Source organism: cf. Phormidesmis sp. LEGE 11477, assembly GCF_015207105.1.
GTDB lineage: Bacteria > Cyanobacteriota > Cyanobacteriia > Phormidesmidales > Phormidesmidaceae > Phormidesmis.
Genome location: NZ_JADEXO010000139.1, coordinates 1 through 14,606, shown reverse-complemented (window position 1 = coordinate 14,606; position 14,606 = coordinate 1). Strand labels below are relative to the sequence as shown.

At 51.6% G+C, this 14,606-nt stretch carries 12 protein-coding genes; 8 read left to right on the top strand and 4 right to left on the bottom strand.

The annotated features are described in order from the left end of the window. The coding region (carB, locus tag IQ256_RS25335) for a carbamoyl-phosphate synthase large subunit (protein WP_193858482.1) at positions 1-2,133 on the top strand (2,133 nt) is incomplete at its 5' end. Positions 2,134-2,151: 18 nt separating this feature from the next. Here the strand turns inward: carB and IQ256_RS25330 are convergent. After that, positions 2,152-3,912 (bottom strand): ABC transporter ATP-binding protein/permease, encoded by a 1,761-nt coding sequence (locus IQ256_RS25330; RefSeq protein WP_193858481.1) that lies wholly within the window; start codon positions 3,910-3,912, stop codon positions 2,152-2,154. Then, positions 3,905-5,743, bottom strand: a complete 1,839-nt coding sequence (locus IQ256_RS25325; RefSeq protein WP_193858480.1) for an ABC transporter ATP-binding protein/permease — start codon at positions 5,741-5,743, stop codon at positions 3,905-3,907. The genes IQ256_RS25330 and IQ256_RS25325 overlap by 8 nt, the downstream gene beginning before the upstream one ends. Before the next feature lie 245 nt (positions 5,744-5,988). Here IQ256_RS25325 and IQ256_RS25320 point away from each other — a divergent pair, with 245 nt between their 5' ends. The 3 genes from IQ256_RS25320 (at position 5,989) to IQ256_RS25310 (ending at position 7,678) form a co-directional block, all read left to right on the top strand. Further along, entirely contained in the window at positions 5,989-7,122 is a 1,134-nt protein-coding gene (locus IQ256_RS25320; protein ID WP_193858479.1) for a DUF3102 domain-containing protein, read from the top strand. 65 nt (positions 7,123-7,187) lie between these two features. Further along, positions 7,188-7,403 (top strand): hypothetical protein, encoded by a 216-nt coding sequence (locus tag IQ256_RS25315; RefSeq protein WP_193858478.1) that lies wholly within the window; start codon positions 7,188-7,190, stop codon positions 7,401-7,403. Continuing rightward, on the top strand, positions 7,400-7,678 hold the full coding sequence (locus IQ256_RS25310; RefSeq protein WP_193858477.1) for a type II toxin-antitoxin system mRNA interferase toxin, RelE/StbE family: 279 nt from the start codon (positions 7,400-7,402) through the stop codon (positions 7,676-7,678). Before IQ256_RS25315 ends, IQ256_RS25310 begins: the two co-directional genes overlap by 4 nt. 7 nt (positions 7,679-7,685) lie before the next feature. Here the strand turns inward: IQ256_RS25310 and IQ256_RS25305 are convergent, their stop codons facing one another. Continuing rightward, positions 7,686-8,429, bottom strand: a complete 744-nt coding sequence (locus IQ256_RS25305; RefSeq protein WP_193858476.1) for an alpha/beta fold hydrolase — start codon at positions 8,427-8,429, stop codon at positions 7,686-7,688. Beyond that, positions 8,426-9,799, bottom strand: coding sequence for a tyrosinase family protein (locus tag IQ256_RS25300; RefSeq protein WP_370623545.1), 1,374 nt, complete (start codon positions 9,797-9,799; stop codon positions 8,426-8,428). Before IQ256_RS25300 ends, IQ256_RS25305 begins: the two co-directional genes overlap by 4 nt. Positions 9,800-9,872: 73 nt before the next feature. Here IQ256_RS25300 and IQ256_RS25295 point away from each other — a divergent pair, with 73 nt between their 5' ends. From IQ256_RS25295 to IQ256_RS25280, 4 genes are all read left to right on the top strand, one after another. Further along, complete coding sequence (locus IQ256_RS25295; protein ID WP_193858475.1) at positions 9,873-10,973, top strand: sucrase ferredoxin; 1,101 nt, start codon at positions 9,873-9,875, stop codon at positions 10,971-10,973. Positions 10,974-11,243: 270 nt separating this feature from the next. Beyond that, positions 11,244-12,170, top strand: a complete 927-nt coding sequence (locus tag IQ256_RS25290) for a peptidylprolyl isomerase (protein ID WP_193858474.1) — start codon at positions 11,244-11,246, stop codon at positions 12,168-12,170. Next, on the top strand, positions 12,163-13,440 hold the full coding sequence (locus IQ256_RS25285) for an MFS transporter (RefSeq protein WP_193858473.1): 1,278 nt from the start codon (positions 12,163-12,165) through the stop codon (positions 13,438-13,440). Before IQ256_RS25290 ends, IQ256_RS25285 begins: the two co-directional genes overlap by 8 nt. Before the next feature lie 130 nt (positions 13,441-13,570). After that, positions 13,571-14,467: an ABC transporter ATP-binding protein gene (locus IQ256_RS25280; protein ID WP_193858472.1), complete on the top strand. Its 897-nt coding sequence runs from the start codon at positions 13,571-13,573 to the stop codon at positions 14,465-14,467. Positions 14,468-14,606: the final 139 nt, after the last annotated feature.

The following is a 14,606-nucleotide window of genomic DNA, read 5'->3' as shown; positions in this document are numbered from 1 at the left end:
CTAGAAACCGGTAGAGCGGGTTGGGGATGCGATCGCGCCGAAAAGCTACCCACCCTCTCCCAAGTTCGCAGCGATCTGCGCCGCCCCCATCCAGAGCGGATCTTCGCCGTTCACCACGCAATGAAGCTAGGGCTATCGGTCGAAGAAATCTACGAGCTCACCGCTATCGATCCTTGGTTTCTAGATAAACTAGCGAGCCTCATCACCGTCGAAAAATTCATTAGGCAAACGCCCCTACCCGACATCAATAAAGCTCAAATGCTGGCTATCAAACAAGAAGGCTTCAGCGATAGGCAAATTGCCTTTGCCACCAAAGCCGGTGAAGACACCGTTCGTACCTATCGCAAATCGCTCGGCGTTATCCCTGTCTACAAGATGGTCGATACCTGCGCTGCCGAATTTGAATCCACCACGCCCTACTACTACTCCACCTACGAAGAAGAAAGCGAAGTTCTCCCTTCCGAGCGCCGCAAAATCATGATCTTAGGCGGTGGGCCTAACCGCATTGGTCAAGGCATCGAGTTTGACTACTGCTGCTGCCACGCCTCTTTTGCTCTGCAGGCCGACGACTATGAAACCATCATGGTCAACTCCAACCCAGAGACCGTTTCTACCGACTACGACACCAGCGATCGCCTCTACTTTGAGCCTCTCACCAAAGAAGACGTGCTCAACATCATCGAAGCTGAAAACCCCGACGGCATCATCATCCAGTTCGGTGGCCAAACCCCGCTCAAGCTGGCCGTTCCTCTGCAAGAATATCTAGATGAAGTCAACGATGATCCAGCCACCCTTCGACTCCGCTCAGGATTCGGTGACAGCACTCTCGGTGACAGCAATCTACGGGGGCTGAGCGAAGCCGCACCCCCCACCCAGCCGATCAAAACCAAAATCTGGGGCACCTCTCCCGACTCAATCGACGCCGCTGAAGATCGCGAACGCTTTGAGCAGATGCTGCGCGAACTCGATATCCGTCAGCCGCCTAACGGCCTGGCTCGCAGCAACGCCGAAGCCCTGAAAATTGCCCAAGACATCGATTATCCCGTTGTCGTTCGTCCCAGCTACGTGCTCGGTGGCCGCGCGATGGAAATTGTCTACTCCGATGAAGATCTTGTTCGCTATATGACCACTGCCGTACAGGTAGAGCCCGATCATCCGATTTTGATCGATAAGTTTCTAGAAAATGCAATTGAAGTAGATGTCGATGCGATCGCAGACCACACCGGCACCGCTGTCATCGGCGGCATCATGGAACACATCGAGCAAGCCGGTATTCACTCCGGTGATTCCGCCTGCACCCTACCCACCGTCAGTCTGTCCGACGCTACCCTTGCCACCATCCGCAACTGGACCTTCAAGCTCGCCAAGCGTCTGAACGTCATCGGTTTGATGAACATCCAATACGCCATTCAAGGCGAACAGGTCTACATTATTGAAGCTAACCCCCGTGCCTCTCGTACCGTCCCCTTCGTCTCCAAAGCCACAGGCGCGCGCCTCGCTCAGATCGCCGTCCGAGTCATGTCTGGTAAAACCCTGGCCGACCTTGGCCTGACCGAAGAGATCATTCCGCCCTACCTCTCCGTCAAAGAAGCCGTCCTACCCTTCAACAAATTTACGGGTACCGACACATTACTAGGTCCAGAAATGCGCTCTACCGGTGAAGTCATGGGCATCGCCGACAGCTTTGGCCAAGCTTATGCCAAAGCCGAGCTAGCCGCCGGACAGATCCTGCCCCAGTCAGGTACCGTCTTTATCTCCGTCAACGACAGAGACAAACCGGCAGTTGTTCCTATTGCCCAAGCGTTTGTCGAAGCAGGCTTTGGCATCGTAGCCACCAGCGGCACCTACCGCACAATTAACGAAGCAGGCATCGCCGTTGAGTCTATCCTCAAAATCCACGAAGGCCGTCCTCACGTAGGCGACGCCATCAAAAACCAAAACATCCAGCTCATTGTTAACTCTCCAGTCGGAGAAGCTGCCCAAGAAGACGATCGCATCCTACGCCGTACCGCTCTCGACTACAAAATCCCTACAGTCACGACCCTTGCCGGTGCCAAAGCCACCCTCGCAGCAATCCGCTCTCTCAAAAGCAATCAGCTAACCGTCAAAGCCTTACAAGATCACCTGGCGTAGTGTATCTGGCGTAGATCTTTAGTATCTTGGGGAAATGGGTGAAACCTGCCAGTTTCCACTATCGCTCAAGTGCAGCAAATTCTGATGATAGTGTTTGAGCGAAGGACGGTGGCCTACGCTTATAGGCGTGATGGAATGGCGCTGAAGCTGCTGGTAAAGATGGTTTTCGTTTGTGGTATCAAGTGCGCTCGTGGCTTCGTCGAGAATAACGCATTGAGGAGAGCATAGCAGCAGACGGGCAAAGGCTAGACGCTGTTGTTCTCCTAAAGACAGTGTTCTGCTCACTGGCCGATCGAAGGAGGCAGTTGCCAGCTTAGGAAGATTAACTTGTTCGAGCAGCTGGCGCAGCCGTTCTGTTTCAACAGAGGCGAATCTATCTGGATCGGGATAGAGAAGAATCGATCGCAGATTACCCGGCGGCATATAGGGGCGCTGAGGAATAAACGCAGTAGAAGCAGGACACTGAATGCTGCCTTGTCCACTTTGCCAAAGTCCGGCGATCGCCCGCAGCAAAGAGCTTTTCCCTACCCCGCTCGGCCCCATAATCAATAGACTCTCTCCTTCGCTCAGTCTTAGCGATAGCGCCTTTACAAGCTGATTTTTACCATCGGGTGTTGTGAGGGATAGATCGTTAATAACAAGCTGTGGGCCATAATTTCGAGCAATGGTTGTCTGTTGCGCTTTTTGTTTTACTTTTAGTTCCGCACTTGCAGATTCTGTACTTGCAGCAGGGTGAGAGAATCGTAAAAGTGCAAGCCTGAACTGCCTTAGTCTCTGGGTAGCTGCGCCAAGGCGGGTGAGCTGCTGTAGCTGAAGGACAATCAGGGCAAGGGCGGAAAGCGTGAGCGTAAAGGCTGCGCCAGCTTGAGTAACATCGCCAATCTCTAATTCTCCTGAAAAAAGGCGCGGGGCAAGGATGAATCCAGGAATCAGAAAGGTGGCATAGCGGTAGTGATTTTGAAAGAGGTTGAGACCGAGCTGCCAGCGAATCAGACGAGTAAAGTTATCGAATACCCGCCCGAACTGGTGCCAGCTTCGAGAGAATTCTTGTGGTTCTCCTCTATAGAGGGCGATCGCTTCTGTATTTTCTCGAATGCGCGCGAGATCGTGGCGAAAAGTAGCTTCTCGCTTGAGCTGTTCTGCATTAATACGCAGCAGCGGCCTGCCAAAACCAAATGCAGCAATCGCACTTCCAACCGCCGCATAGCCTAGCAAAAACAGCATCAGTGGTTGCGAAATAGACCACAGCAAACCCGCAAATCCAATCAGCTGAAAGCACGATTCTACAACAATCTCAAAAAGCCGAAGCGTTTCTTGCGTTAGGGTCCTGATATCTTCTTCAATCCGCTGAGCGGGATTATCAACATCTCCTTTTAGACGCAACTGGTAGAAGGTTTGCTGACTTAGATACTGTTGCAAGTAGTTGCGAGTGAGCCAAGTCCGCCAAAACAGCGCTAGCTTCGCTCGAATGTAGCTGCTGACGGAAGCAAACGGGACGCTGACAATTAAGATAATGGCAAATATAGTGGCTGCTTGAAAAAAACGATCGCTATCTTGAGCGGCAAGCGCAGAAGTTAGCTCGCCACCGTAGATCAAAAAGACAACCTGCAATCCAGTACGAATTAATAGTAGTAAAACCAGTAGCGCCAGCAGTCCCCAAGCGCCCCACTTCTCTTTTGACTTCCAGTAGGGAAGTACTACGGCAAGCAGCGTGCTCTTATCAACAGAATAGGCATCAACAGAATCAGTATCAGCAGCGCGAACGGTTTCGTTAGTCATGAGCAGACTGAAGTGTCCAGGTATGAGCGTCTTTGAGGGTGAGAATCTGCTGGTGATAGGCAGTTAAACTTGGCCGATGTCCGATACTGATAAAGCAGATATTTGTTTTAGCTAGCTGCTGGTAGAGGTGTTCTTCCTGCTGGAGAGAGAGGGCGCTGGTCGCTTCATCTAAGATGGCGTAGCTGGGATTTTGTAGCAGCAGGCGAGCGATCGCCAGTCGCTGCTGTTCTCCGGTTGAGAGTTGATTGGCCCAGTCGAGGCTGCTGCCCAGATCGCTTAGGTGAGATAGCTGCACCTGGCTTAGAACAGATTGCAGTCTTTCATCGGAGATTTCGCTGTCCTCTAACGCCTTCTCTAACGCCTTGGGGTACAAAAGCTGTTCTCGCAGCGTTCCGAGGGTCAGGTACGGTTTTTGAGGTAAAAAGAGAACGCTATCGGGTCTGGCAATTGTGCCTTGCCCTGTTTTCCAAAGCGCTGCGATCGCCTTCACCAAAGAACTCTTTCCAATACCGCTTGGCCCCACAATCAAAAGCGACGCATCAACAGAAAAAGAGAGATCTTCAAATAGCGTTTGTTGCTTTCCAGCTAGCTTCTCTGGTAACTTCTCCCCTGAGTCAGTAGGCCCCAGGTCAGCAGGCAAGTAAAGCGATAGATTACTCACAGCTATCTGAGGCTGTTCAACTATATCAATTGTTGACATATATTTGGATCGCTGCCGCTGTATAGCGCTAAGCAGAGAGTGTAACCTAGCCGTACTCGCCGCTAGCGCCGTCAGCTGCTCAAACTGCACCACAATCAGACTCAGCGATAGCCAGATGCGATCAAAAGCCGCTTGTGATTGTACAATTGCCCCAACTTCCAGATCGCCTGCCAGTATCCTAGGCGCAAGGATAAGGCTAGGCAAAATAAAAGTGAGATACTGATAGCCATTTTGAAAACAGTCTAAGCCAAGCTGCCAGCGGATGAATCGATTGAAGTTCCAGACGACTCGGTTAAACTGGTCATGAGCAGTACGGCTCTCTAGGTTGTTGGGCAAACTGCCCGCACTAGAGGCGGTATCTATATGTGATGAGCTGTCTATACTTTGAGTATGATCTGCGCTTTGAGCGTGATAGAAAGCGATAGATTCGGCATTTTCTCGAACGTCAATTAGGTTGAATCGAAAGTCAGCTTCGCGCTTTAGCTGCTCGGCATTGATGCGGGTGAGCCTGCGACCAAAGATGAGTATTGCGATCACACTGCCAAGCAAAGCATAGACCAGCAAAAATCCAGTCAGGCCCAAAGAAATAGAGAGCAATACGCCAATAAACCCAATCAGCTGTACGCCCGATTCTAAAAATATAGATAAGACCGTAAAAGATAGTTGGGAAACGTTCTTAATGTCTTCTGAGATGCGCTGATCCGGGTTGTCAACCTCTGTAGGCAGGTGATAATAGTGTCTATCCGCTAGGTAAGCTTTCATTACCTGACGAGAGAAACCCTTGCGCCAAGACAAGCCCAGGCGATCGCGCACGTAAGCGCTAAACGACAGCAGCAGCGCACTGAGTATCAAAATACCGGCAAGCAACACCGATGCCCCACGAAACCTAGCAAAGTCGCGCGCCGCTAGCGCAGAGATAAACTCGCCGCGCTGAACACTCTCAAAAACGAGAACAGCACCGACCAGTATAGAGAGTGCAAACAGCAGCAGTAGCGCGAACGCGAACCGACGTTTTTCCTGTAAAGCAGCCGTTCTCCAGCAAAATCGAGCAATTTCCCCCAGTGAAGTATCTGAAGGCATTTGCCAGGACGCCTGAGAAGGTGCTTCTGGCGGGCGAAGGGGTCGAGCCATTCTTGTTGTAGGGAGGATCAATAGAAAGGGCACTATTCAGAATACAGAGCGCTGAACTTTTTTGCGAACCATTATCGTTACGTACTCGAAATAGTTGACATCTGATGCATATGAGTTTCATGAAGTCAAGTTAACAGAGTACAATTATTATGGAAAATGTTTTGCTAACTTAATAAATGCGCGTTACGCTCTTCTCAGAAACTCTCTCATAAACCACCCTCCCAATAGCTGCTGAGATCTTTCCAATGGCCCGTTCTGCAACGCCTGCGACTATTAATCACCTGTTCGACTATGACAGCTTAGAGGCGAGTCAGCGCTCCATCGTCCAGCAGCGGACAGGAGAAATCAGAGAGCGCCTCAGACGATCTGCTCAAGATGTTTGGGAAATTGGCCAAAAACTATCAGATGTCAGGACGCGCCTAAAGTACGGACAATTCTTGACCTGGATCAAAGCTGAGTTCGGCTGGAGTCAGCGCACAGCCTACAACTTCATTAATGTGTATGAAACCTTCGGCGACAGATTTGCAAATCTTGCAAAGGTGAACATTGCTACCTCACTGCTCTATCAGCTAGCCTCTCCTTCTGTGCCAGATGAGCTCAGAGACCAGATCATTCGCGCTGCTGAGCAAGGCGACACCATGACGGCGAAGGAGCTGCGAGAAACGATTCAAAAGCGGCGGCTAGCAGAGTCAGCCAAGGCTCAAAAAGACAGAGCCCAAAAAAGACTGCTGGCGAAAGCCGATAAACCGCCTACCCAGCGAATGAGCAAACAGGGTGGTGAAGGGCAACAGCAACCAGGAGATGCGTCATCAGGGCCAGCTGGCAGACCTGAAATTATCACGGTGATTGCTCGCTCAATAGACGATGAAGCAGCTGTCGAAGGAATTTTAGCAAATGCAGACGGTGGAAAGGGCGTCAGCCGCATAGATGGCTATAAGGCGAAGCAAAAGACGGCGCAAAAGACCCAGATTGCGCCAGGCTGGTATCAGCTTGAGGGCCAGCATCTGGTTTTCTGTGGAGACACTGCCATTCCGATTTTTGCCAAGTGGGCACCGATGGCCAAACTGGCGATCGCTATCACCGGTAACGATTGGGCGCACGACTGGCTAATCGACCAGGCCGAAAACGTCGTGGTGATTCCGAATGCAGAATACAGCGACGATAAGCTCAAGCAGCTGTTGAAACTGCTATCTCGTCCGGGCGATATTGTGATGTTTCCCTGGCTGCCCGAGGAGAAGATATTGGCGATCGCCCACCGCCTAGGCCGTACAGTTTACGCTGGAGAAGCCAACCTTGGTAAGTGCGAAAGGGCGATTGCGGCCTCCGGGCTAGAGGCAACCGCTATTGAACCAAACTATGTCGCAGAGTTAGTGGGATAGCAGGCATAGCTGCAAGATGAAATAGCGTGTTGGTATGGTTAGAATCAAAGTTTAGAGGTTAAAACATGGCACAAATTTCTACCCTAGATCAGGTTCTAGAAAGCATTGAAACACTTTCGGTCGAAGACCAAGAACTACTTGTGAAGCTGATGCATCAGCGGTTGGTTGAACGACGACGTGATGAAATTGCTGAGAATATTGCCCAAGCGAAGAAAGACTATAAGTCAGGACAGGTATTCAGCGGAACCGTCGATGAAGTTATGGCTGAACTCAGATCGTGAGACAGCTCATATTCACTTCCTCTTTTAAGCGTGCTTTCAAACGTTTGGTTCGTCGTCGGCCAAATATAGAGACTCGGATAGAAAATAGATTAAGGCTTTTAGTAGACGATCCTTTTACTCCAACGCTGCAAACTCATCGACTGAAGGGAAAATTGGTCGGAAGCTGGGCCTGCTCAGTTGAGTATGACTGTCGTATAGTTTTTAGCTTTGTAGAGGACTCTGAAACGAACGATATTTTACTCATAGATATTGGCTCTCATGATGAGGTCTACTAAAAGCAGATCATTCATCGAACGTTAGCAGAGGCTTTAGGGTAGGGATTAGCGTATTGGCAAATGAGGACTGATGGATGAAAAAGTGGTGGCCTGCGATCGCCTGTAGTATGAAGTTTGGCGTGTGGGTTTGCCAAGCGGCGACATCTGTTTTGCTCACGATGGCATCTGACTCGCCCCATAGTCCTGTGATAGGAAAAGGAAAGGGCGTACTAGATTGGTAAGTATAGGTTTCTAGCACCGCAAAGTCTGCGCGTAATGTTGGCACCATCAAAGCCATCAGCTCAGTATTGTTCAATACGCTGGTGGGTGTGCCTTTGTATTGTTTGAGCCTGTTGATAAAAGCGTCATCGTCGAGCGTGTGCATGAGGGGCGGCTGAACGGCTAGATGTGGCGCACGAGCAGCAGCGGCCCAGAAGTGAACAGGCGTAATCTGTGCGGAGCGTCTAAGCCACTGGCATGTTTCAAAAGCGACTAGCGCACCCATACTGTGGCCAAAAACAGCAAAAGGAACGTTTAAGTGCGGCAGTAGCTGAGGACCGAGCGCCTGCACGATAGCGGCCAAATCCGTCAGCGCTGGTTCTGCGAGTCGTTTGCCCCGCCCTGGTAGCTCAACTGCTATGATTTCAATGCTTTCTGGAAGCTGGCTAGCCCAGGAGCGAAACATCCAGGCAGATCCACCAGCATACGGAAAGCAGAAAAGCCGGAGCTGAGGACGAACTCGCCGCTGCGAACAAACTAACCAGTTCGTCACGATTCAGCGTCCTCGTCAATAGCTGAACCTGTATCTGTGAGAGCTGTGTCTGTGAGGGCTGTGTAGGTATAGCCTAGCTGCCGAAAGTCTAAGACATCCTTTGCCCTCACAATTTTGCTGGTAGCTGGCGCACTATAGAGAGCGTTCAGGTCTGCCCCTTCGGGGCCGTAGTTTCCAGGGGCAGAAAGCCCACCGTCCCAAGGCCACATCGGATCGGATAGGTTGTGTCCAAAGGGGCGATCGCGCGCCGGATAAAAGTCTTCGCCGCTATGCCCTTCATCCTGCCACTGCGCCCAAAGCCGATCCACGTTGGCATGATGCAACCAAAAGATCGGGTCATAAGGAGAACAAGGAATGCTGTCCATTGTGCCTAGAATATCGAGCTGATGAGCAAGACCCTGATTCCAGTCCTCCCAATCGACTAAGCTGCCGCCGATTACAGAATGCGCGAATGCATGAAGTGCCCAACCCGGCGCATAGTCTGCTTGTTCCGTCTTTTCGTGAGAGACCAAAGCACCTTCAATTAGCGCATTGAACACTTCGTAATTATCAGTATTAAAGAGAGTCTCTATCTCGCTTGGCGGCAACGGGTAGCCGTCGAAAGGCGGTAGAGTTGAGAATCGAAGCAGGTGGGGGCCCAGTGATTCTAGGGAGATGGCGTCAAAATGAATGCGTTCATTGAGCTGCCAGTCTGCAAATGTGCTGGTTTGGACCGCGCCGCCTTCAAAACTGCCACCTTCAAAATTGCTGCTCCCCAAACTGGCATCTTCAGGAATCTCAACAAAGGTTCCTTGGCCGCTAGTGCCCAAAAAGTCGCCCTGCATCATGACGCTCAGCGCATCGGGATCGGTCCAGTCCCAGTAAGGAACGGTGACGCTAGGATCAATCGTTTGCAGCGCCTGTTCAAAATCGAGCAGGAACTGGCGGTGCCAAGGCAAAAACGCTGGATAGCTGTGAGCGGGATTGCCGCGAGCGGGGCCAGTCGCACCCAGGCTTTGGCGAAAGCCCATCGTTAGAATGTGCTGAACGACAAACTGTTCGTACAGGCTAACTTCAGAGCCTTCGGGGTAAGTATTTTGCAGCGTATCAACCGCAGTGACGAAGGCTGCTTTCTCAGCTGGTGTGAGCGCCGTGACGCTCTTACGAACAGACAGACGAATCGGCAGACCAACCGCATCTGCAGGCGTTGGAAATACTAGCGCCGGGCCGGAAGCATCGGGCGGCGGCGGATAATAAACGCCCGAATTGCTTCGTAATTTGGCCAGGGTGATGACTGCGATCGCAACCAGCACCACCAGGCTAATGAACACACCCAGCGTTAGCTTCTTGTTTATTCTCTTCGGCAGACGAGGTCTGAAATTAAAGCTCACGAAAAAGAAATCAAATTGTTAAGCTCCACGGTAGCATGGCTTAGGTAGGATAGATTCCCATTAATTATTTATTATGGTTGCTAGCTGGCAGACGGTTGATCAGGCTTGTCAGTACTGTTCCATCACGTCCAAAGTCAATCGAGAAGACCCGATCGGCACAGCAATAACAGCGCGGCTGTGGCTGTTAATCGAGGTGCCTCAGCCCTGGGCAAAAAATCCTTGGGCGCAGTCATCCCCTGAGCTGCTAATGCTGTTTGCTCAGATTGAGCGGCGGCCTCGGCTGTGGAGAGATTTGCGAATTTTGGCGATCGCCCCTGACAAAACCACCTCTACAAAAGACAAACGGCACCTCTTCTTTTACCAGCAGCCCCCCGAAGCTGCTGCTACCTATCGCCAGTGGCACTACCACATCCCCATCGAACAGCTCGTGCCGCTCGTTCGCGCCCTCCTCTTCAAGCCCAAAGAAACGGACACTTTTGTCCCCTATCGTCAGCCCTCAGCTCGGGCACTGTTCGTTTGCACCCACACCCGTTACGACCTCGCCTGCGGACGATTCGGCACGCCACTGTATCGAACATTGCGCGATCGCTACGCCGAATCTAAAGCACTATCTGAGCCGCTCAGCGTATGGCAAACGACTCACTTTGGCGGCCATAATTTCGCACCGACGCTAATTGATTTTCCAACAGGTCAGCTCTGGGGCCATTTGGAGCCAGAGATACTAGATACGCTGATATATCGAAAAGGAAAGGTTAGCGAATTAGAACCGTTCTACCGAGGTTGGAGCGGCATGAGTTCGTGGGCGCAGATCGCAGAGCGATCGCTGTGGATGCAGCAGGGCTGGGACTGGTTAGCGCAGCCGAGGTCGGCGCGAATTATTAGGCGCGACCCAGGGAAGCTGTCGCACCGACTGCTGCGGTGGGTTCTACCCTGGATACCGATGATTCGGGCGCAGGTGCTGGCAAAGAAGCTAGAGAAAAAGCTGCGCTGGGCAGAAGTCGAGATCTGCTGGAAGGCTCCTGAGATAGGCGCTGAGCAAAACATCGGACAACAGCCAACAGAGCGATATCGTGCCCGCGTAGAAGTAAGCCATCAGGTGATGAGCCAGATGAAATCGGGGACTTCAGAGTCGTTGATTCCGGTGGCACAGTACAAGGTGAGCGAGATCTCTTGAGCTGCCGACGGCCACGGGTGACTGCGACCAAAACGCGCTAAAGATTCTGAAGGCATCCTATATATTATTGAAAATGGTTTCCGATAAGCGAAAAAGATTGTAAGATTTACACTGTGGAATTTACCTGGTGCGTCCCTGAAGCCACCAATTAAAAGCCGCTACTTACAAAGTCCTTCTTCGTAAGTTGTCACGCTTCCTGGTGCCATCCTTCTAGAAGTCGCGGGACGAAGACTTCTACAAAAAAACATTCCTTGAAATATTTTCACTACTATGAACGCTGCTCTCCAAATCGGCACTAAGTCGATTGATACGCCTACTCTGGTTCAAAAGCTACTGCAATATCGGCTGTTAGAAACGTTTGTCAAAGAAACCATTGTCGATGAGCTAATTGAAGGCGTATCGTGCGATCCGGCTGTTGCTTTCGCGCAGTTTTGTCAGCAGCGAAAGCTACAAACCGAAGAGCAGCAGCAGGCATGGTGTCAGCAGGCGCACCTAACGCCGGAGCAGATGCGCCTAGAAGCCATTCGAGAGATGCGCTTGGTTCTGTTTAAAGAGCAGACGTGGGGCGATCGCCTACAAACTTTCTTTCTTGAGCGCAAAGGCCAGTTTGATCGGGTGGTGTATTCGCTGATTAGAACGAAAAATAAGGAGCTAGCTCAAGAGCTTTACTTTCGGCTATGCGATGACGGAGCAAGCTTTGCCGATATCGCGAGGCAGTACTCGGAAGGGAAAGAGGCGCAAACAGGCGGGCTAGTGGGGCCGATAGAGATGAGTGTGCCCCATCCAATTCTAGCCAGGATGCTACAGCTGAGCGAAGAGGGACAGCTTTGGGAGCCAGCTAAGATTGGCGACTGGATGATTATTGTGCGCTGCGAAAAGCTGATTCCCGCACAGCTTGATGAACCGATGCGACAGCGACTGTTACAAGATCAGTTTCAGACGTTGCTAAATCAGAGAATGCAGGCGAGTCCGGTGAAGCTACTGCCAAAGGTTCAAACGCAACAGGTTGAAACGCAACAGATTCAAGCGCAATCAGCTCCAGTGCTACAGGTTCCAGCGCCACAGGCTCCAGCGCAATCTCAGCTAAACATCTCGATCGCAAAAGACCAGCCATCAGTAACACCGAAAGTAGTACCGACAACGGTGCCAGAAACGATAGCAAGCAATGTAGTGGAAGCAGGAGCAGTCAGTGCGTAAGCTCCCCACCAGCGGCGAATCTAGTAATGAATCTGGCGGCGAATCTGGCGAAGCAACAGTAGAAAGCTTGGCCTCTGCGGATTTCTCTCCAGACAAAATGCATCCGACCGTCAAAGCACTGGGATGGGTCAGTCTCTTCTCAGATTTGGCGAGTAAGATGGTGTATCCGATCACGCCGCTTTTTCTGACGGCTGTGCTGGGTGCGCCGGTCTGGACGCTCGGCGTGGTAGAAGGCATTGCAGAGAGTACGGCAAGCCTGATAAAGCTGTATTCGGGCTGGCTTTCTGATCGCGCGGGACAGCGAAAACCGTTTGCGGTAGCGGGCTATGGGCTAGGGGCGATTTCTAAGCTGGGATTGGCAATTGCCGGCGGCTGGGGCACGGTTCTCGGTGCTCGGCTGCTAGATCGAGTGGGCAAAGGACTGCGGGCCGCACCGCGAGACGCGCTGATTGCAGAGAACTGTGCGCCGGAGCAGCGAGGCCGCGCTTATGGGCTGCACCACAGTCTAGAGACAATCGGTGAAGTGTTAGGGCCGCTGGTGGGTCTGGTCTTTTTATGGCAGTTCGCGCAAAACTATCGCGGCGTATTTTTGCTGGCGTTTTTGCCAGCGGCGATAGGCGTCTTGGTATTGCTTAAGGGTGTGAAAGAATCGCGATTAGCCAATGAGTCTAATAGGCGGCGCTCTGTACCAAGGTTCACGTTTCAAGGACTTTCTTCCACGTATCGTCAGTATCTAGGAATTGTTGCTTTATTTGGGCTGGGCAATTCTTCAGATGCGTTTCTGCTATTGCGATCGCAAGATTTAGGCTTCAGCGGCCCTGGACTGCTGCTGCTCTACGCCGCGTTTAATCTCGTTTCGGTGCTGCTAGCCACGGCAGTCGGCAGAACTTCGGACCGAGTAGGACGTGTGCCGCTATTGATGATGGGATACGGGCTGTTTGCGCTGGTGTATTTGGGGTTTGCGATCGCAACTTCTCCGGCCTTTATTTGGATACTGTTCTTATTCTATGGCCTCTACAACGCGCTGACCCGAGGCGTTCAAAAGGCACTGGTCGCCGATTTGGTGCATCCCCAGCGCAAAGGCGCAGAAATCGGCACCTTTCACATGCTCGTGGGCTTAGCCGCTCTGCCCGCTAGCCTGTTTGCTGGATTCTTGTATACCCAAGTTGCCGTGGGTGCGCCGTTTTACTTTAGTGCAGCGGTGAGTGCGCTTTCAGCAGGGCTGCTGTGGCGGCTGCGGTTGCCCATGGGCGCGTCCGATAGGACGTAGTCGTATGATGCTTGAGCTTTTCTCTAGCCAATCGAAAACTTGCAACAATTGCAACTCTAGCTTTTGTGATTTCGATGACATCGTTCCTATCTAAAATATTGCCGCAAATTCAACCATTCATCTACACAATATGCTCTCTATTCAAAAGCTCAACAAAACCTACGCGAACGGCATCCAAGCGCTGCGAGATATCTCCCTAGATATCGGCTCTGGTATTTTCGGGCTGCTTGGTCCTAACGGTGCTGGCAAGTCTTCCTTTATGAGAACGCTAGCCACTTTGCAAGCAGCTGACAGCGGTGCTGTTTATCTCAACGGGATAGATGTACTGAGCAATCCCCACTCAGCCCGCCAGCAGCTCGGCTATCTGCCTCAAGATTTTGGCGTGTATCCCAACGTTTCCGCAGCAGAACTGCTGAATCAGCTGGCGGTGTTTAAAGGCTTCACCCACCGAGCGCAGCGGCAAAATATGGTTAATCATCAGCTTGAGCTGGTAAACCTGTACGCACAGCGCCAACAAAAGCTCGGCACCTTTTCTGGCGGCATGCGGCAGCGATTCGGCATCGCGCAGGCACTGCTAGGATCTCCTCAGATGGTGATTGTAGATGAGCCAACGGCTGGCCTTGACCCGACAGAGCGCATTCGCTTTCAAAATATTTTGGCTGATATTAGTCAAGATAGAGTACTGATTTTGTCTACTCATATTGTTGAAGATGTAGCAGATCTGTGCCCAAATATGGCGATTCTAAACAAAGGAGAAATCGTGCGGCAAGGAAGCCCGAGCCGCTTAGTAGAAACGCTACAAGGTCAGATATGGCAGCGGGCGATCGCATCTACAGATGAGATTAATCCAGACTGGAGGGTGATCACCTCGCGAATGGCGAGAGGTCAGCGCTCGGTTCGCGTTTGGAGTAAAACCCGTCCGGGCGAAGCCTTCACCGCCGTAGACCCAGACTTGAATGATGTTTATTTTACTGCGCTGTTGAAAACAACAGAGACTCAAGAAAAGCTTACTGCTGTTTCTGTTTAAGGAGTGAGAATCTACCAATAGAAGTAGTTCTCGGCCCCTCGCCCCCAACCCTTCTCCCCAGGGAGAGTACCTGTTTAGCGTGTACGCCGAGACCCACCCCGTCGCTACGCGCCACCCCTCCCAAGAGGGGAATTTACTT